This window comes from Paraburkholderia sp. GAS38 (genome assembly GCF_050434965.1).
GTDB classification, from domain to species: domain Bacteria; phylum Pseudomonadota; class Gammaproteobacteria; order Burkholderiales; family Burkholderiaceae; genus Paraburkholderia; species Paraburkholderia phenazinium_A.
This window is the reverse complement of record NZ_JBNDJO010000012.1, coordinates 137,799-156,251: the sequence shown is the minus strand read 5'-3', so window position 1 is coordinate 156,251 and position 18,453 is coordinate 137,799. Positions and strand designations below refer to the sequence as shown.

The window sequence follows — 18,453 nt, the reverse complement described above, 5'->3', positions numbered from 1 at the left end:
CCGGCCCTAGGGCCGGCCATTTGCATTCAGGTTCATTCAATCAGCGGCGTTCGTGCATCTGCACATCAGCTTAAATCGCCTGTTGCCGCGGTTTAAGCCGATGGGTTTTTCACTCTGGCAGCGCGCTTACGCCGATACTTCTTCGGCTACCTCGGGCACCTCGAACGATTCTGCCGGCAGGCCTTCGCACCAGCGGCGCCACATTGTCCGCAGCGCCCGTGTGACGCTGTCGGCGACGACATCGGCACGGAACATCGGCGAGCGTTCGCAGCGCGCGCGCATGTTTGCACGCAGCGCAGCGAGAGATTGCAGGTCGGTTGCGAGATGCGCTGCCCTGCGCACGTAATCGTCTGGGTCGTGAGCTACAAACGCTTCGAGCCCGACATGGGACATGGCCGTCAGGCCGCTTCGGCCCGGCACCGTTTGCCCAGGCAGCGTCAGCGTCGGCACACCCATCCAGAGCGAATGGAGCGCGGTTGTGAGCCCGGAAAAGGGGAAGCTGTCGAGGCAAAAGTCGACGTGGTGATGTGTCTGAAGATAAACCGGCACGCTGGAGCGGGCGTGGAAGTCGAGTCGTTCGCGGACGATGCCTTCCTCGGCAAACCATTCCACCAGTTCGCCGAGGCTGCCGTCGCGCGGCATCGCACCGATCACCATGCGTGAATTGGGGACTTCGCGCAGCACGCGAGCCCACAGGGCAATCACATCGCGGCGCAGCTTGTCCATCCGGTTGAAGCTGCCGAAAGTGATGTAACCGTTACGCAACGCGGGCAGCCCATTGACCGGCGGGCACAGTTTGTCCGCTTCGAAGGGAGCGACGGCCGGAAGATAGGCGATCTTCTCGGTGAACTGGCTGCTGAACTGTCCGGACGGCACCCAATGGCGATCAGCGAGAAAGTAGTCGACGGCATCAAGGCCGGTTGTGCCCGGGTAGCCGATCCAGGTTGCCTGCACGGGGGCCGGTTTGCGAGCCAGGGTGAGCAACCGGTTGTGGGCCGTGTGGCCGGCCAGATCGACCAGGATATCTATGCCGTCGGCACGAACCATCTCGGCGATCTGCTCGTCAGGCACGCCCACCACGGTGCGCCATTGGCCGAACAGTTCACGCAATCGCTCGCTCGTCGAATCGTAGAGGTAGGTGTTTGAGTAGGCGTGAAGTGAGAGATTCGGGTCGACCGAGAGGTGCGTCAGAACGGGCTCGAGAAAGCTTGCGACCGCGTGCCGGCAGAAGTCTCCGGAAATGAAGCCGATCCGCAGTTTTCGGTCCGGATCGCGGCTGTTGGTGTGCGGCGGCCAGTTCGGCTTGAGTGGAGTTTCGAAGCGCTCGGCGAAACGCCGGGATTCCGCAAATACCTCTGCAGGCGGGCTTTCCTCGCTGTGCGTCATGCAGAACACGAGGTTGTTGTAGGCCATTTCGAAATTTTCGTCGATTTCCAAGGCGCGGCGGAACATTGCGATGCCTTCCAGCAGGCGGCCTTGCTGCATCAGTGTGACACCCAGCGTGCAAGGAGCATACGAGGAATTGGGGTCAAGTTCCATCGCGCGACGGCCGGTCTGTTCGGCTTCGTCTAGCCGGCCCGTTGCCTGCAGGATGATACTTAGAATCCGGAAACCTTCTGCGCGGTTGGGGCTTAGTTCGAGCAGGCGACGGCATGCAACCTCCGCTTCGGCATGGCGCCCCTTCGACTCGAGGACGCTCGCCATGATCTGCAACACGTCGATGTCGTTCGGCCAGATGCGCTGGGCGCTCGGCAGATGCTCGAGCGCTTCGTCGTACCGCCCGAGGCGGTGAAGTGCAACGACCAGGACTTTCCAGCCGAAGCCCTGATCCGGGAAGTCTTGCGTCATTTCGCGAGCACTGACTATCGCTTCTTCGACGCGCCCGTTGTTGAACAGTGCGCCGAGGGCGTTGATCTGCGCCTGGTCGAGCTTGGCGGTAACAGCGCCGCGCCGCGCTGCTTTGGGGGCTGAATCCGTGGACTTTTCCGGTTGCGTCGGGTTCGGACTGGGCGCTTGAGGCAGTTCCGTGCGTGCGACCTTGTTGGTCGGTTGGGTGGACACTACCGTCATGATACCGATCAGCTTCTCGATGGCGGGGCCGGCCAGGCCGCGCTGTTGCGCCATTTCCAGCGCGATCCACGCCGCTTTTAACTGACCCGATTGAAGCAGGGCGTCGATGTAATTGGCCCAGTACTGAAGCTGGTTCGGATCGCTGCCCAAGGCACGCTCAAGATAGGGAATGGCTGCGTCAGGCTGGAGGATACGGATGCCGATTACGCCCAGCTTGTGGTTGGCGTCCGGATGTTCCGGGTAGACACCGAGCACCGCCTGATAGAGCTTGCCGGCTTCGCGAAAATCGCCGCGTTCGTCCAGTGCCAGCGCGTCGCGCATCGCCTCGGCCGCGCCCAGATGCCGCCGTAATTCAGCGTCTTGGGGCAGCAAGTTCGTGGCCTGCTCTAGCGGTACGAGTGCGCCCGCCAGATCGCCGCGTCGCAGATAAGCATGAACGAGGATCACCCAGCCGTAGGCGTGGTCCGGAAACGTCTCCGTCATCTGGCGCGCCAGGGCCTCTGCGCTATCGTGCAGACCTTTCGCAGACAGCGTTTCCACGGTTGCGACGAATTCGTCTGCGAGGGCCGAAAGCTCCCCGGCGCCTGGCTCGTCCTGGGGCGTGACGGCCGGAATTGAGTCGGCCGGAATCGAGTCGGGTGCCGTAAGCGGGCTGACTGGTGCAAGCGACAAGCCCTGCTGGAGGCCCTGCTCATGGACACGTTGGGCTTCGTCGAGTTGCCCGGCCAGCACCAGTGCTTCGATGTAGACCGCCCAATACTCGGCCCGTTCGGGTGACGACGCCACGGCTGCCTTAAGAAACGGCAGTCCTTCCGAGATCTCTCGCGTCTGCAGCGTGAGAATCCCGAGGTTGTGATTGGCGTCGGGGTGCTCCGGCTCGCTCAACAGAATGGCGCGATAGAGCTGTTCCGCTTCTGGAAACCGTTGCGCCTGATGATGGCTCACAGCATGGTGCAGATCGGCATCGGTAGTCATGTATTCCCTTGTGTGCTTGGACGAAGAGCGTAGAGGCGAACCGCTCGTCATCAACGACAGCACCTTGCGTCGTCGGCGAGGCCAAGTTCCAGGCGCAGTGCGGCACGAGCGCCGCGCACGTGGCCTGCACGCGCCCAACCTTGGGGACGCACTGCCAGGCCGTGCGGCCGGGCTGAACACGGACGCACTACGCTGCAAATAGTCTAGCGACTCGCGCTTCAGGCGATTCGGGGAGTAAAGGCCGGATTCCCATGCTGTTCGGCCGTCGGCGGGGCGTGCGGGGGCCGCGCGGGCAAAAAAAAGCCCGCGGGAAGCGGGCATGAGTCGAACGAGCACGCCTCTATTTCAGCGTGTTGTTTTTGTATGAAGCGGTACGCGGCGGCTTGCGTGCGGCAAGCCGGAGAAGCCTAGAACCGCGCGACGCGGTGGTATTGGCTGGCTGCCTTGGTGCGTTCCATCGCGGCGCGATATTCCGTTTCCAGTTCGTCCCGCGATTGCCGCGCGTCGGCCAAAGTCGTGTGGTCGACAGTCTGAATACGGCGGATCAACTCGAGTGCGGCGGGTTCCTGCTTCGCGGTAATCGACATCAGGAGCGGCGAGCGCTCCTCTGCGATGTCCGCAGCGCGTTGCCAGTCGGCGAGGCGGGCGGCCTGTTCGATCGCTTTCGTCAACTCGTACACCTGCTCGACGAGCTGGGTCTGATTGATTGCGCCACGTTCTTGAGTCATGTCCGCCTTCCTTGTCAGGATGAAGATCCGCCGTTGGCCAGCGCGCCTGCGCTATTGGCACCACCGAACAGTTGCGTCAGATATTGCGAGTTGCTGTTGGTCGTTGCCATCAGCGAATTCAGCGCGGTGAACTCGTTGTTGTACTGCGAGGTCAACTGTGCCGTATACGCGGTCAGCGCAGTCGACTGCGTCGTCACGCTCTGCAGGTCCGACGTGAGCTGGTTGGTGCGGATGTCAATGATGCCGCCGGTTTGCGTGAACGCGTTGATAGCCGTGTTCATTTGCTGCGCAACGCCGTTGGTCGAATTGAACAGCGCGCCGACTTCCGACGGGTTGCTCTGTACCGCGGTGGTGAGCGTGGTCGTGTCGACCGACAACTGGCCGTTCGATTGCAGCGTAATGCCGAGCGAGGAGAGCGTTGCCGTGATCCCGTCGCTGGTAACGCTGCCGCTTACCAGGTTGCCGAGTGTGGTCTGGATCTGGTTGAGCATCGAGTCGCCCAGCAACGGACCGCCTTGCGAGCCGGCCGACGCGCTCGAATTGAACGACGACAGGCTGCTCATCGTGCTCACGACGGCGTTGTAGTCCGACACGAAGGTCTCGATGTCGTTGACCTGAGTCGTGGTGTCCGGTGCGATCGTCAGTTGCTGGGTCGCGCTCGTGGTGGAGCCGGCGGCCGGGATCGCCGCGGCGGTCAGATTCAACGTTACGCCGGGCAGCACGGTCGTGACCGTGTTGCTGCCGGTGTCTGCGGGGGTGCCGTTCAGCGTGAACTGGGCATCCTGGGCCGCCGTGCTCTGAGTCCATGCAATGGTGCCGCTCGACGCGATGCTCGAAGCGGCGCCCGCGGGGCTGCCTGCCGTCGAGGTGACGCCGAGGCTCGAGAGCCCATTGTCGCCCGCGAGGTTGCTGACGTTCACGCTGATCGTATTGGCCGCGCCCGTGGTGGTCGAGCTGAGTACCAAATGCTGCCCGTCGGAGCCGCTGACGACAGTGGCCGAGACGCCGGGGTTGCTGCTCGAACTGTTGATCGCCGCGGCGATGCCGCTCAGCGAGTTGTTCGACGAAGTCACGGCAAGCTGCATCGACTTGCCGCCCACCGAGATGGTCAGGTTGCCGGTGCCGAGTCCTGCGGCCTGCGTCGTGCTGAAGGCACCTGAGGAAATGCTCTGCGCCTGCGCGATCTGAGTCACTTTGATCGAATACGAGCCCGCCACCGCGCCGGTTCCGGCGCTGGCGGTGATGCCCGTGCCGCTCAGGGTCGCGCTGAAAGTGGACTGCAGCTGGCCGTTAAAGAGCGGCGCGAGTCCGACCTGCAGCGACGACAGCGCGGCCGACAGCGAGCCGATCGCGGAAATCTGGGTGTTGTCGTTGGTTGCTTCGGCGGTCAGTGCAGCGGTTTGACCGGCGACCTTCGCATTGACGAGCGCGGTCACGATGGACTGAACGTCCAGCGTCGAGTTGCCGGTCGAGCCGGCGATCAGCGACTGTCCCGCTTCCTGCAGCGCGGATTGGGCTGCGGCTTCCGCGGCGGCTGCCGCTGCGGACGAGGAGATAGTGGACGTGGTGCCCGACGTCGTACCGGAAATCGTTGACATGAAAAAAGCTCCATACGTGGTCGCGACCACGCGACGGGTGTCTTCTTAAGGGGCTGGTCTTGCAATGCACTACGGGAGGACGAGCCTCCCGGTAATTCTTTAATGCGCGGATGAGCTGTTCGCGCTGCCTGTGGGCTCATCCGCGCATGACGCCGAACTCTAGCTTATTGCAGCAGCTTCAGAACTTGCTGCGGGTTCGAGTTAGCTTGTGCCAGCACCGAGATACCAGCTTGTTGCAGCACCTGCGCCTTGCTCAGGTTAGCGGTTTCCTGTGCGAAGTCCGCGTCCGTGATTTGCGACTGTGCGCTCGACAGGTCGGTCGACTCATCTTGCTGCGACGTTGCAATACCCGTCATCCGGTTTTGCGCTGCGCCGAGCGTTGCCTGGATGTTGCTGATCGTTGCGAGTGCGTTGGTGATCGTTTCGATCGCCAGGTTTGCACCAGCCGTCGTGCTGACGTTCACGTTCGCCACCGAAGTCGGAACGTTGTTCGTGTTGACGGTTGCCAGAACCGAACCTGCCGGTTGACCTGCAGCCGTCGAACCGATCGTCGTTTGCGCGCCGGCAAACGTGACGCCGGTCGTCGAGTTGCTCGTGAACAGGTTGCTTGCAGCCGTCGTCGACAACTGGTTGCCGTTCTGGTCGACGTATTCGAAGCCGCCCGTGCCGTTCGATTCAACCGTGATCGACGTGATCGCGTTCGGCGTACCTGCCGTTGCTGCTGAACCGTTGGTCGAGTTCAGGTCGAGACCCGAGTACACGCCCAGCACCGTGCCGGCTGCTGCTGCCGAACCGCCACCCGTTGTGAAGTCGGCGTTGATGGCCGTCGTTTCGTTCGCCGTCAGCAGACCGTTATTGGCGCCCGTTGCCAGCGAGATCGTCGAGATGCCGCTTGCGGAGCCGGCAACCGAGAACAGGTTGCTGACAGCCGTCGTCGACAGAGCCTGGTTGTTCTGGTCGGTGAAGGTGAAGCCGCCCGTGCCGTTCGACAGGATGTTGATCTGGGTGATCGCGCCCGTGCCGCCCGACGAGTTAGCCGTACCGGTCGCGGTCAGGTCGAGGCCCGTCAGCGTGCCGATCGTGTTGCCTGCTGCCACCGGGCCGCTGCCCAGCGATGCTGCCGACACGCCTTGGCTCAGGTTCAGGTTGATCGTCTGACCGACGTTCGCGCCAACTTGAACCGTGACGTTGCCAGCCGAGCCGTCCAGCAGGTTGATACCGTTGTAGCTGGTTTGCGATGCGAGACGGTTCACTTCAGCAACTTGCTGGGCAACTTCCTGTTGCAGCGCTTGCTGGTTGCTTGCGGACAGCGTACCGCCGGCGGCTTCGTCAGCCAGCGAACGGATGGTTTGCAGCGATTGCGTGATTTGCGACAGACCCGTGCTGGCCGTTTGGACCATCGACACGCCGTCGTTCGCGTTCGACACGCCTTGGTTCAGGCCGTTGATGGCCGTTTGCAGCGTCGTCGAAATTGCCAGGCCAGCTGCATCGTCTGCTGCGCTGTTGATACGCTTGCCCGAGGACAGGCGGGTAATAGCTTGCGACAGTGCGCTACCCGAAGCATTCAGGTTTTCCTGCGCGGTCAGCGACGAGATATTACTGTTGATGCTGAGCATGAAAATCTCCCAAGAGGCTGTTGCCCTAAAGTTACTGCCACGTTGACATGGGCGGTGCACTCGTTCTTTGCTGGCCGCCTCTGAGCAGGATGTCGGCGCAGGAAAAAAAAACTTGAGGGACTTTGTTCAATTCGGACCCAATTGTTTTACGGCGAATTACGCCGTCGGCCGGTCGGAGGCCGCCGTGCGACGCCGGTTGGCCGAGTGTCGGGGTGCGACGCAGAGCTTGAAAAGTCGGCGTATTCTTTTTCTCTCTCTAGTCGAAAACCTTGGAGAAATCATGCAGAAGAGAAGGATCGGCAATTCAAAATTGCAGGTTGCGCCGCTCATGTTCGGCGGCAACGTGTTTGGCTGGACCGCCGACGAAGCGACTTCGTTTGCCATACTCGATGCGTTCGTGGACGCCGGCCTCGACTTTATCGATACCGCGGATGTGTATTCCGCCTGGGTGCCGGGCAACCAGGGCGGCGAGTCGGAAACGATCCTCGGCAAGTGGCTTCGCCGCAGCGGCAAGCGCGACCAGATCGTGCTGGCGACCAAGGTGGCGAAGCATCCGCAGCGTAAGGGGCTGTCCGCCGGCAACATCCAGGCGGCCGTCGAGGATTCGCTGCGGCGTCTGCAAACCGACTACATCGACGTGTATTTTTCCCACGAAGATGCGCTCGATACGCCGCTCGCCGAAACGCTCGGCGCCTATCAGCGGCTGATCGAGGCGGGCAAGGTGAGGGTGGTCGGCGCGTCCAACTATAGCGGCGCGCGTATCCGCGAGGCACTGGCGGTGTCGCGCCAGCACGGGCTGCCCGAATATCAGATTATTCAACCCGAATACAATCTCTACGACCGCGAGGCTTACGAAACCGACCTCGAACCGGTTGTGCTGGCCGAGCACCTGAGTTCGGTCGTGTACTACAGCCTTGCAAGTGGCTTTCTATCGGGCAAGTACCGTTCGACGGCCGATCTGGCGAAGAGTGCGCGCGGCAGCCGGGTCGAGAAATACCTGAACGAGCGCGGCACGCGGATCCTCACGGCGCTCGATACCGTGGCGGACCAGCACGGCAGCACGCCGGCCGCCGTGGCGCTGGCGTGGCTGATCGCCCGGCCTAGCGTGACGGCGCCGATCGCCAGCGCGACCTCGGTGCAACAACTGGAGAGTCTCACCGCGGCTGTCCACCTGATGCTGACCGGCGCCGACATGCGCCTGCTGGATGACGCAAGTGCCTGGCGGAATGGCTAAAATGGTGGTAGGCACGGTATTTTCCTGATATCATCGGGAGTGAATTGAGATCTTTGCCTGTTTCGTCTGCTCTTGGGTAGACGAAGCGGCAACAGACGCGGCGTTTGGCGATGTGCGTCTGCCCGCGTTAAGCGGTGAACTCCCCACCTCTCTTTTCCGGCCTCCGTGGCCGCTTGCCTCTCGCTTCGTGCATGGTTTCGTTTTCCTGTTATTGGCCATGAAATCGAAGCGACCGGAGGACCGGCGCGTGAGCGGTATGCCGCCGCGCAATTACCCGTATCCAGCGATTTAGTTAGGAATTACATGACGACGATTCTTCTGAAGGAAAACGAGCCGTTCGAAGTGGCGATCCGCCGCTTTCGTCGCGCAATCGAAAAGAACGGCCTGATCGCAGAACTGCGTGAACGCCAATCGTACGAAAAGCCGACGACGGCCCGTAAGCGCAAGAAAGCGGCTGCTGTGAAGCGCCTGCACAAGCGCCTGCGCAGCCAACAGCTGCCGAAAAAGCTGCACTAAGCACGCTTTTCAAGCACAGCCGAACGGCGGTGTGAGCTTCGTAAGAAGCCACATCGCCGTTTTGCTTTGTGCGCTTATTTTGCCTTGTGCGTTTGCTTTGTAGGGTGCGATGCCGCCCGGCCGCCCTCAGGCGGCGTTCTTCAACTGGGCGGTGGACAAGCCGAACTGACGAGCAATCGACACCAGCCGCTCGTGCCATTCCCACGTGCCGAAGACATCGTGCACGTTTTGCAGGCAACTAAGCAGCTCGACGGTGGCGGGGTCGAAGATATTGATGTGTGCCCGCAGCAGCGCCTTTTTCAGCGCGACGATGCCGACATCCATATAGGCGGGCACTTCCGCCGGCGTCTTGCCGATATAGCGAACCGGAATGCCTTCCATCGCTGTCATGTAATCGCGCGGCTTGATGAAGCTGCCGACCGGGCAGCCACCGCAGTAACCCCGATAGGCGCCGCCGCCGCGCGGCAGAAGCGCGGCGCGCCCTTGCCCGTCCAGATGGCTGGCGGCCCGGTCGAATATCTCCTGATGAGTCAGGAAGTCTGGATTTTTCATCGTTGTTCTCCCCTGCGTCTGCGCGCAGCGGTCAATCATGGGTGGTTCGAGCGACGTGGCCGCCCTTCAATTGTTATAACGACTGAATCAGGTAAAAACGTAGCGGTGTAGCGCACATAGGCGCAATTTTGACATGAAGGAGCGAGATGCGGGTTCCGGGCACTTCCTGCAAAGGCAAGCTGGGTAAGGCTCCGGCCTGGTGACAGGGCCGCGCTCGGGACTTTCCCGCAGACGCTGAGTTTCGTGCCCGAAGTGTGGCGAAAACCACACGGGATTGGGCCAGGCGTCGAGGCGTCCTCAAGCGGCGCTCGGCTGACCTCTGGGTCCGCTCCTGGGTCGCCTTCGGTGCCTCTCGAGATGTCCTCAGGACACCCTCGGTTTGCGGGCAGTTCAGCCTCGGTCCGCCCTCAGCCCGCCTTCCGGTTGCGCCCCTTCTTACCGAGCGCCGCGCAGCGGGCGCGGCAGTCGCAATCCGTTTGATGGTCGTTGACCATGCCGACCGCTTGCATGAACGCGTAGCAGATGGTCGTGCCGACGAACTTGCAGCCGTAGCGCTTGAGTTCCTTGCTGAGGGCGTCCGAGATTTCGGTCGAGGCCGGCGCATGCTGGTACGAGGCCCATTCGTTCTGGATCGGCGTCTGATCGACGAAGGACCAGATGAAATTGGCCAGCGAGCCGTGTTCCGCCTGGATCTGCTGCACCGCGCGCGCGTTGGTGATGGCCGCCTCAATCTTGCCGCGATGGCGCACGATGGATTCGTCGAGCACCAGCGCATCTACATGCTTCGGCGTGAAGCGGGCCACCTTGTCGATCTCGAAGTCCGCGAACCCCCGACGATAGCCGCTGCGCTTGTTCAGGATCGTGGACCACGACAGTCCGGCCTGCGCGCCCTCCAGCACCAGCATTTCGAAGAGGTGCCGATCGTCGCGTGAAGGCACGCCCCATTCGGTGTCGTGGTAGTGTGCGAGCGCTTCGCTCGTTGCCCAGTTGCATCGCTGTGTCACGTTCCGGCTCCTGCTTGGTCATGTGTCGAAATCCCGGTTTGTCCGGGCTCTGCCAGCATATCGGAACGCTCTCGCGCTGCAACTAGGCCGTTCGGCCAGTTGCCGGATCGAAATGGACCTGCCACGCTATGCGGCAACTCTTCACTGATAGTCATTCGATGAACACAGATCTCTTTCTCATCGGCGTCGACGGCGGCGGCAGCGGCACGCGCGTGGTGCTCGGCGACGCGCACGGCCGCGAACTGGCGCAGGCGGCAAGCGGGCCGTCTGGCCTCGGACTCGGTATCGAGCGCGCCTGGCAGTCCATCCAGGCGGGTTGCGCCGAAGCGTTCAACCGGGCCGGCGTCGCGCCGCAATGGGAGCAGTGCGTGCTCGGTTGCGGGCTCGCCGGGGCCAACAATCGCGACTGGCTCGCCGCGTTTCGGGCGCAGGCGCCAAAGCTGGCCGGGCTTGCCGTGGAGAGCGACGCCTACACGACATTACTAGGCGCGCACGGTGGCGCACATGGCGTGATCGTGACGCTCGGCACCGGCAGCATCGCCGCAGCGGCGGACGGCGAGGGCGAATGCCGCATCGCCAGCGGTTTCGGCTTCCCTTCGGGGGACGAGGCAAGCGGCGCGTGGCTCGGCTTGCGTGCCATCGTCCACGCGCAGCAGGCGCTCGACGGCCGCGTCCCGCTGGACGAGTTCGCGCAGGCGTTGCTCGAACGGGTGGGGGCGCACGACCGCGACAGCCTGATCGTCTGGCTGTGTACGACCAATCAGACCGCTTACGCGAGCCTCGCGCCGGTGGTGCTTGCTCACGCGGGCCATCCGTTCGTCGCGCGCCTGCTGGCCGAAGCGGGCGAGGAAATCGGCAAGATGATTGCGGCGCTGGATCCGTCCGGCACGTTGCCGGTTGCCCTGTGCGGCGGACTCGGCGCACCGCTGCGCGCTTACGTGCCGCAGCGTTATGAGGTGCGCTTGCGTGCGCCGCTGGCCGACTCCGCGCACGGCGGTTTGCAACTGGCGCAGCGCGAAGCGGCGACGAAAGCCTTGAAAGCGACGCTAAAATAGACCCCTTTACGCCGCCGGCCGCCCACACCATGTACAAAGTCATCGCCACCGATCTCGACGGCACCCTGCTCAACGGCGACCATCAGCTCGATCCGTTCACCGTCGCCACGGTGCGTCGGCTGGAGGCGGAGGGTCTGCACTTCGTCATCGCGACGGGCCGCCACTACCGCGACGTGGCGGGCATTCGCGACCTGCTGGGCATCCGTCCGTACCTGATCACGTCGAACGGTGCGCGCGTGCACGCCCCGGACGACACGAGAATCTACGCGGACGATCTTCCGCCCGCCGCCGTCCATCGCCTCGTGCAGCCGGAGATTGTCGGGGCGCACGGCCGGGTGATCGTCAACCTGTTCGCCGATCAGGAATGGCTGATCGACCGCGAAGCGCCGGAATTATTGCGCCTGCATCAGGATTCGGGCTTTGGCTACGCAGTGACCGATTTGCAGCGGCACGACGGCGCCGGTATCGCCAAGGCCCTGTATATCGGCGAGACCGCCGACCTCGCGGCGGTCGCGGCAAATCTGCAACGCGAGTTCGGCGACGCGCTGTACGTCACCTACTCGCTGCCGGATTGTCTTGAAGTCATGACATCGAATGTGTCGAAGGGCCGCGCGCTGAAGTTTGTGCTCGAGCGCCTCGGCGTGGATGCCGCCCGCTGCGTCGCGTTCGGCGACAACATGAACGACATCGACCTGCTGGAAACCGCCGGCCATCCGTTCATGATGAACAACGCCAATCCGGACCTCATCACGCGTCTGCCGAATGTGCCGCGCATCGGCAACAACTTCGACGCGGGCGTCGCGCATCATCTGCGCAAATTATTCGCCCTGAACGACGAAGTGGCGTCGTAAGGCGCCGCTGATGTCAGGGCGCCGCGCCTGATGCGGCCGCCGGCGGCAGCGCGGCGCACGGGCAATCCGTGGATCGTCCGTTCAACCCCTCCACGCTATGCTGGAACGTCGCGTGCGGCGTGCCGTCTTGCCAGTCGAGCTTGACGATATAGATGCTGTCGAAGTCGTCGCTGTGCCACTTCGGGACATCGCTGGCGTTGCCGCCATGGGCGCTCACGATCTGCCGCACCAGCTTCTCGATCAGCTTGTGCTCCCACGCCACCACCACCAGCTTGTTGCGATACGCGGGGTCGACCAGCGCAGCGCCCAGTTTGTCGATCTGCGCAAAGCCATAAGGCGTTTGCACAGGTAGCTGGAATTGAATCGCGGTGGGCTCGATGGTTGCCAGCGGGCGGACGTAGTAGTACGGGTGTCCGCTGTCGTCCTTCTGCTGGCCCGGGTCGGGCGCGAAGATCGCATCGGGTTTGCCGAACTTGGCTGCAATGACCGCAGGCAGCGCCAGCGAGCGGTTGAGGCCCTGGCAATCGAGCTGGCCGAAGCCCTGCGCCGGCTTTTCGCCGTGACGGACGAACACCAGTGTTTCAACGGGATGTCCGGCCACTGGCGTGTCGGCCACAGGAGCGCCGGCCGCATGCGCCGTGGCGGGCAGCAGCGCCGCACCGCACGAAGCGGCGAGCCAGAGTGCGGCGCCAGACAGGAATCGGCGGGAACGGGTCATCGGGAGCCTCTTTGCGAGCCGTATGAAAGTCGGACGATTCTAGCAGTGCCCCTCTGGTTTGCTGCGGATCGGTCGCAGGACCGGTGGCGGCAAAAGCAAAGCGGGCGCTGTAGCGCCCGCTTTGCCGATTAGCCCACCAATGCGTCAGCCACTACGCATAGCGTCAGCTACTACGCATCAATCGGCCAGCGCCGCGCGCGAGTTGCCGGTTGCGCGATTTTCCGCGATGGCCGGGTACAGGAAGCCGGCAATGACCGCGCCGAGGATGGGCGCCACCCAGAACAGCCAGAGCTGGTCCACCGCCGCGCCGCCGACGAACAGTGCCGGTCCCGTCGACCGCGCTGGATTGACCGAGGTGTTGGTGACCGGAATCGAGATCAGGTGGATCAGCGTCAGGCACAGGCCGATGGCGATGGGCGCGAAGCCGGCCGGCGCGCGCTTGTCGGTCGAGCCCAGAATCACGAACAGGAAGACGGCGGTCATCACCACTTCGCAGACGAACGCGGCCATCAGCGAGTAGTGGCCCGGCGAGCGGTCGCCGTAGCCGTTGCTGGCGAAGCCGCTTGCCACCAGGTCGAAGCCCGGCTTGCCGGTGGCGATCAGGGACAGCACCAGCGCGCCGAGCACCGCGCCCACCACCTGCGCGACGATATACGGCACGAGGTCGCGCGCCGGGAACCGGCCGGCCACGGTCAAGCCGACGCTCACCGCCGGATTCAGGTGGCAGCCCGAAATGTGGCCGATGGCATACGCCATGGTCAGCACCGTCAGGCCGAACGCGAACGAAACGCCCACGAAGCCGATCCCCAGCCCGTGTACCGGGCCGGCGAAATTAGCGGCGAGGACGGCGCTGCCGCAGCCCCCGAGGACAAGCCAGAAGGTGCCGAACAACTCGGCAGCGAGGCGCTTTGACAACTGCATGATATGGAATCCTAAAAAGTTTGACTTGCTGGCAGCGGCACAGGGTTATTCAGGTGCACACCTCCGAGCGCGAAATTTTAGGCAAATATCGTCGAATCAGGTGTCAAGAATTGTCAATGTGGTGGTTTGTGGCCGGGATTATTTCGCGGTAAAGCACAGACTGATTTAACAATTCACGCGGCATTAATAAATTATCAGACGATTTCGTGAATTGTGAGTATTAGTGTCCATTGCGAAATTCGCTAATTGCGGCTAGTCTCCGTGACAATGCGTTCTACAAAAAGGGAGAAGTGAAATGTCGCAATATGCAGAGCTTAAGGCGCAGATCGCCAGATTGCAGGCGCAGGCGGACGAAGCGCGGCGTACCGAACTCGGCAATGTGATCGAGGAGATTCGCGGCAAGATCGCCGAATACGGCTTGACGGCCCAGGACCTGGGCTTTGCCGTCGCGGCGCGGCGCGGCCGCCCGCCCAAGAAGGCGCCGCTGCCGCCGCGGTACCAGGATCCGAAGTCGGGCAACACGTGGAGTGGGCGCGGCAAGCCGCCCAAGTGGATTGCCGGCAAGAATCGCGAGCGCTTTCTGATCGAGCAGGTTTAGTCGCAATAGATCATTTTCGCTGTGAAAGCTTCCTGAAGGTTAATGACGCCCGGGAGGCTATTCGTTGCGCAATATGTATCAGATTTGTGGCGGAATTTACCGGTTAAAAAAGCCGCCTTTCAAAGGCGGCTTTTAGAAGATGCGGGGCTTATCGACGCGTTTGCGCTCGCGCAAACGATTCACATAGGGTTTTTCCGCGCAATCCAACGCCCGGAGACGCTTCAACCCACTGCGACACGGCGCAACAGCGGGCGGCGTTCCGCTTCGATAAGCGCGGTATAGCCGTCCAGATAGTTTTGCGCCATGGTCTTCGCGCTAAAGCGGCGCTCGAACTGGGCGCGGATATCCGTACGCGACAACTCGTCCAGCCGTTGCAGGGCGGCCACGGCGCCTTGCACGTCTTCCACGACAAAGCCCGTCACGCCGTGATCGATCACCTCGGGTACCGAGCCGCGGTTAAAGGCGATCACGGGCGTGCCGCACGCCATCGATTCGATCATCACTAGCCCGAACGGTTCGGACCAGTCGATCGGAAAGAGCAGCGCCTTGGCGCCCGACAGGAACTCCGGCTTCTGCGCTTCGTTGATCTCGCCGACGAATTCGACGTGCGCCTGCGACAGCAGCGGCTCGATCTCCGTCTTGAAGTATTCCTGGTCGACCTTGTCCACCTTGGCGGCGATCTTCAGCGGCAAACCGCTTTGTGCAGCGATCTTGATAGCTGTATCGACGCGCTTCTCCGGACAGATACGGCCGAGGAACGCCAGATATTCGGGCTTCTTGTGCGGCTGCGGCGTGAGCAGTTGCGCCGGCAGGCCGTGATAAATCGTGTTGAGCCAGTTCGCCTGTTTGAGCGGCAGGCGCTGCGAATCGGAGATCGACACCACCGGCGCTTGCGAGAAGGTGTCGAAGATCGGCTGCAGCTCGGGCAGGTCCAGACGGCCGTGCAGCGTCGTGACGAACGGCGTGTCGAGCGTCGAGAACAGCGGGAACGGCAGATAGTCGAGGTGGAAGTGCAGCACGTCGAATTCGTGAGCGATGCTGCGCACCCGCTCCATCAGCAGGACGTGCGGCGCCATGGCGTCGCGCACCGTCGGGTCGAGGCGCAGCGCGCGCGGCCAGGCCGCTTCGAGCTTGGCGGAGGTGACCGAATCGCCGCTCGCAAACAGTGTCACATCGTGGCCGAGCTCGACCAGCGCTTCGGTCAGGTAGGACACGACACGTTCGGTGCCGCCGTAGAACTTCGGCGGAACAGCTTCGTATAAAGGCGCGATTTGTGCGATTCGCATACGTACTCTCCTTTGTAGACCGGGGTGAGCGCCTGGCGCTTTACTCCGGTCCCGTGCAACATGGTTGCGGTCATAACGGCTTCGCACAGCGGCGCCCGGATCGAGCGAGGGGCGAATGCCTTGCGGACGGTCGGGCGCGGTCAGCCCGCCGCCCAGAGGCAACCCGTCATTGCATCGGGTTATCCCTTAAGGCCATTATCGGGATCGGCCGACGCAATTCGAGTTGTTTTTCAAACACTTAATGTTGTTACAGCGCGAAACATGCTGCGTTACAGGTCGCGAAGCCTTCTCTACAGCGGTTTTCCGGGATCGCAGGTCGGCAGCATGACACCCCTCAGCAAGGCATGTGCCGCAGCCGGGTGGGATCGCGTCTGGCGGCTCGCAATGCGTTGCGCATAACGAGCGCGTGTTGCCGCAGTGTGAAAAGCATCTATAATCCGGCCTCACCGGTGACGGTGCGTGAAACGCACTGGATTCGCGCACCGGTCGTGCCCCCAAATCCCGCCTGAGCTTTCAACCCTCTTTCAGACCGCTGCTTTGTAGGAAAAATTCCTACATCATTTATGGATGAATCCGTCATCCAGATGGGGTGTCTGTCCGATTTCCGTTCGCTTTCCCTTTGGACACAATGCTGGCAAGACCATAAACGGGCCGTTCGGGCGGATGTAGTGCGCGCGATCGAGCAAACGTTTCCGTAACGGCCTGACCAGCCAGATCGACTCGGGGGAATCATGAGCACCACAAGTGACATGCTCAATGAGATAAGGGAAGTGAATCTTTCTTATCTCCTGCTCGCTCAGCGTCTGCTGCGTGAAGACAAACCTATGGGCATGTTCCGCATGGGCATTTCGGATCAGTTGGCCGACGTCATTGCCAATCTGTCTCTGGCGCAGACCGTCAAGCTGGCCGCATCCAGCCAGGTGCTATGCCGCTTCCGCTTCGATGACCACGCTGTCCTGTCCACGCTTGCGGACAAGGGCAAGACCAGCGCCATTTCTCAGGCGCATTCCGCGATCCTGATGGCTAGCCAGCCCGTCGAGCAGATCGGCTGATGCCGGTACTCCACGGCAGCAATGCCAACCAGCACGACCAGGATGCGGGAAGCCAAGCGGATGGCCACTAAAAGCGTAATTCTCGAAGTCAGGGAAATCACCCTGGCGATCGAACTGATCGAACTCGGCGCGCGCCTGCAATTGCTCGAGGCCGAGACGAGCCTGTCGCGCGACCGGCTGATCAAGCTGTACAAGGAATTGAAGGGGGTCTCGCCGCCCAAGGGCATGCTGCCGTTCTCGACGGACTGGTTCATGACCTGGCAGCCGAATTTCCATTCCTCGCTGTTCTACAACATCTACCGCTTCATGGCCGACCACGGCGGCTGCGAGACGATCCAGTCGATCGTCAAGAGCTACCGGCTCTACCAGGAACACGTCAAGCTGCACGACGACGAACCGGTGCTCAGCCTGACCCGGGCGTGGACCCTCGTGCGCTTTTTCGACTCCGGCATGCTGCAGATGACGCCGTGCTGCCGCTGCGGCGGCCACTTCGTCGCGCATGCGCACGACCCGCAGCACGCCTTTGTCTGCGGACTGTGCCAGCCGCCCTCCCGCGCCGGTAAGACAAAGAAAGTTGCCGAAGCGAAGGTGCGCGCGAGCCAGCTCGCCGAACTGGAGCTTTGAGCCGCGGGGCGGGCACGCCCGCCCCGCTTGCAGCGCAGCCCGGCGCCCCGGCTGGGCCTCTACCGCGCGCCTGTGGTTTACACCGGCTCTCCAACTTGCTTTTCCACCAAAGTTTTCCGCTCCGTTGCCGTAAACCAGTTTAACGACGGTCTCCGTCGCTTCCTTGTGAGGGCTCGGCTGTGCTGATTTTCGTGGGAACACTCGTGACGCTGTTGTCCGTTTTCGGCGGTTATGCGCTGGAAGGCGGTCATTTGGGCGCGCTGCTTCAGCCAGTCGAATTGCTGATGATCGGGGGCGCCGGCGTCGGCGCGTTCGTTCTCGGCAACGGGATGAAAACCATCAAGGCGACGCTGGGCGTGCTTCCGACCCTGTTCAAGGGGTCTAAATACAACAAGGATGTCTACATGGAGCTGATGGCGCTCCTGTACGTCCTGCTGGCCAAGGCGCGCAAGGAAGGCACGCTGACGCTCGAAGCCGACATCGACGATCCGTCGAAGAGCCCGATCTTCACCCAGTATCCGAAGATCCTCGCCGACAAACACATCATCGAGTTTCTGACCGACTACCTGCGTCTGATGGTCGGCGGCAACATGAACGCTTTCGAAATCGAAAGCCTGATGGACGAGGAAATCGAAACCCATCACACCGAGGGCGAAGCCCCGGCGCATGCGCTCGCCAAGGTCGGCGACGCGATGCCGGCGTTCGGCATCGTGGCGGCGGTGATGGGCGTGGTGCATACCATGGCCTCCGCCGACAAGCCGCCTGCGGTGCTCGGCGAGATGATCGCCCAGGCGCTGGTCGGCACCTTCCTCGGCATTCTGCTTTCGTATGGTCTGATCGGGCCGCTCTCGAGCGTCGCGGAACAGCGCGTCGCCGAGTCGACCAAGATGTTCCAGTGCATCAAGGTGACGATCCTCGCGAGCCTGAATGGCTACGCGCCGGCGATCGCCGTCGAATTCGGCCGCAAGGTGCTCTTCTCGACTGAACGCCCGTCGTTCAGCGAGCTGGAAGAGCACGTGCGCCGGGTGAAAGCCAAGTAACCGCACAGGCCAGGG

The 18,453-nt window shown here is 62.4% G+C and carries 17 protein-coding genes; 8 read left to right on the top strand and 9 right to left on the bottom strand.

Annotation, left to right across the window (positions count from 1 at the left end; genetic code table 11):
- Positions 1-126 precede the first annotated feature (126 nt).
- The 4 genes from P3T42_RS25845 to P3T42_RS25830 form a co-directional block, all read right to left on the bottom strand.
- Positions 127-3,366, bottom strand: a complete 3,240-nt coding sequence (locus P3T42_RS25845; protein WP_083640696.1) for a tetratricopeptide repeat protein — start codon at positions 3,364-3,366, stop codon at positions 127-129.
- An 86-nt stretch (positions 3,367-3,452) separates the two neighbouring features.
- Positions 3,453-3,773, bottom strand: a complete 321-nt coding sequence (gene fliT / locus P3T42_RS25840) for a flagellar protein FliT (RefSeq protein WP_074301278.1) — start codon at positions 3,771-3,773, stop codon at positions 3,453-3,455.
- A 14-nt stretch (positions 3,774-3,787) separates the two neighbouring features.
- Positions 3,788-5,371: a flagellar filament capping protein FliD gene (gene fliD / locus P3T42_RS25835; RefSeq protein ID WP_074301279.1), complete on the bottom strand. Its 1,584-nt coding sequence runs from the start codon at positions 5,369-5,371 to the stop codon at positions 3,788-3,790.
- Positions 5,372-5,535: 164 nt separating this feature from the next.
- Entirely contained in the window at positions 5,536-6,987 is a 1,452-nt protein-coding gene (locus tag P3T42_RS25830; RefSeq protein ID WP_429307586.1) for a flagellin, read from the bottom strand.
- A gap of 280 nt (positions 6,988-7,267) precedes the next feature.
- Between P3T42_RS25830 and P3T42_RS25825 the strand changes: the two genes are divergently transcribed.
- Both P3T42_RS25825 and rpsU read left to right on the top strand, forming a co-directional pair.
- Positions 7,268-8,221: an aldo/keto reductase gene (locus P3T42_RS25825; protein WP_074301281.1), complete on the top strand. Its 954-nt coding sequence runs from the start codon at positions 7,268-7,270 to the stop codon at positions 8,219-8,221.
- Positions 8,222-8,524: 303 nt separating this feature from the next.
- Positions 8,525-8,737 (top strand): 30S ribosomal protein S21, encoded by a 213-nt coding sequence (gene rpsU / locus P3T42_RS25820; RefSeq protein WP_074262890.1) that lies wholly within the window; start codon positions 8,525-8,527, stop codon positions 8,735-8,737.
- 126 nt (positions 8,738-8,863) lie between these two features.
- On the opposite strand, the gene P3T42_RS25815 is transcribed toward rpsU, so the two are convergent.
- Both P3T42_RS25815 and P3T42_RS25810 read right to left on the bottom strand, forming a co-directional pair.
- Positions 8,864-9,289 (bottom strand): hypothetical protein, encoded by a 426-nt coding sequence (locus P3T42_RS25815; protein ID WP_074301814.1) that lies wholly within the window; start codon positions 9,287-9,289, stop codon positions 8,864-8,866.
- 407 nt (positions 9,290-9,696) lie between these two features.
- Positions 9,697-10,293 (bottom strand): DNA-3-methyladenine glycosylase I, encoded by a 597-nt coding sequence (locus P3T42_RS25810; RefSeq protein ID WP_074301282.1) that lies wholly within the window; start codon positions 10,291-10,293, stop codon positions 9,697-9,699.
- Positions 10,294-10,451: 158 nt separating this feature from the next.
- Here P3T42_RS25810 and P3T42_RS25805 point away from each other — a divergent pair, with 158 nt between their 5' ends.
- Positions 10,452-11,348: a BadF/BadG/BcrA/BcrD ATPase family protein gene (locus tag P3T42_RS25805; RefSeq protein WP_074301815.1), complete on the top strand. Its 897-nt coding sequence runs from the start codon at positions 10,452-10,454 to the stop codon at positions 11,346-11,348.
- A gap of 29 nt (positions 11,349-11,377) precedes the next feature.
- A complete protein-coding gene (locus P3T42_RS25800; RefSeq protein WP_074301283.1) occupies positions 11,378-12,199 on the top strand; it encodes a Cof-type HAD-IIB family hydrolase in 822 nt (273 codons plus the stop codon).
- Positions 12,200-12,212: 13 nt separating this feature from the next.
- Here the strand turns inward: P3T42_RS25800 and P3T42_RS25795 are convergent, their stop codons facing one another.
- Both P3T42_RS25795 and aqpZ read right to left on the bottom strand, forming a co-directional pair.
- Positions 12,213-12,917: a histidine phosphatase family protein gene (locus tag P3T42_RS25795; RefSeq protein ID WP_074301284.1), complete on the bottom strand. Its 705-nt coding sequence runs from the start codon at positions 12,915-12,917 to the stop codon at positions 12,213-12,215.
- 177 nt (positions 12,918-13,094) lie between these two features.
- Positions 13,095-13,838, bottom strand: coding sequence for an aquaporin Z (gene aqpZ, locus P3T42_RS25790; protein WP_074301285.1), 744 nt, complete (start codon positions 13,836-13,838; stop codon positions 13,095-13,097).
- 295 nt (positions 13,839-14,133) lie between these two features.
- Between aqpZ and P3T42_RS25785 the strand changes: the two genes are divergently transcribed.
- Entirely contained in the window at positions 14,134-14,436 is a 303-nt protein-coding gene (locus P3T42_RS25785) for an H-NS family nucleoid-associated regulatory protein (protein WP_074301286.1), read from the top strand.
- A gap of 221 nt (positions 14,437-14,657) precedes the next feature.
- Here the strand turns inward: P3T42_RS25785 and P3T42_RS25780 are convergent, their stop codons facing one another.
- The gene (locus P3T42_RS25780) at positions 14,658-15,722 is read right to left on the bottom strand and encodes a glycosyltransferase family 4 protein (protein ID WP_074301287.1); all 1,065 of its coding nucleotides are present in this window, start codon (positions 15,720-15,722) and stop codon (positions 14,658-14,660) included.
- Positions 15,723-16,453: 731 nt separating this feature from the next.
- On the opposite strand from P3T42_RS25780, the gene flhD reads away from it, so the two are divergent.
- The 3 genes from flhD (at position 16,454) to motA (ending at position 18,438) form a co-directional block, all read left to right on the top strand.
- Positions 16,454-16,774 (top strand): flagellar transcriptional regulator FlhD, encoded by a 321-nt coding sequence (gene flhD, locus P3T42_RS25775; protein ID WP_074301288.1) that lies wholly within the window; start codon positions 16,454-16,456, stop codon positions 16,772-16,774.
- A 60-nt stretch (positions 16,775-16,834) separates the two neighbouring features.
- Positions 16,835-17,398: a flagellar transcriptional regulator FlhC gene (gene flhC, locus P3T42_RS25770; protein ID WP_074301289.1), complete on the top strand. Its 564-nt coding sequence runs from the start codon at positions 16,835-16,837 to the stop codon at positions 17,396-17,398.
- A 179-nt stretch (positions 17,399-17,577) separates the two neighbouring features.
- Positions 17,578-18,438 (top strand): flagellar motor stator protein MotA, encoded by an 861-nt coding sequence (gene motA / locus P3T42_RS25765; protein WP_074301290.1) that lies wholly within the window; start codon positions 17,578-17,580, stop codon positions 18,436-18,438.
- Positions 18,439-18,453 lie beyond the last annotated feature (15 nt).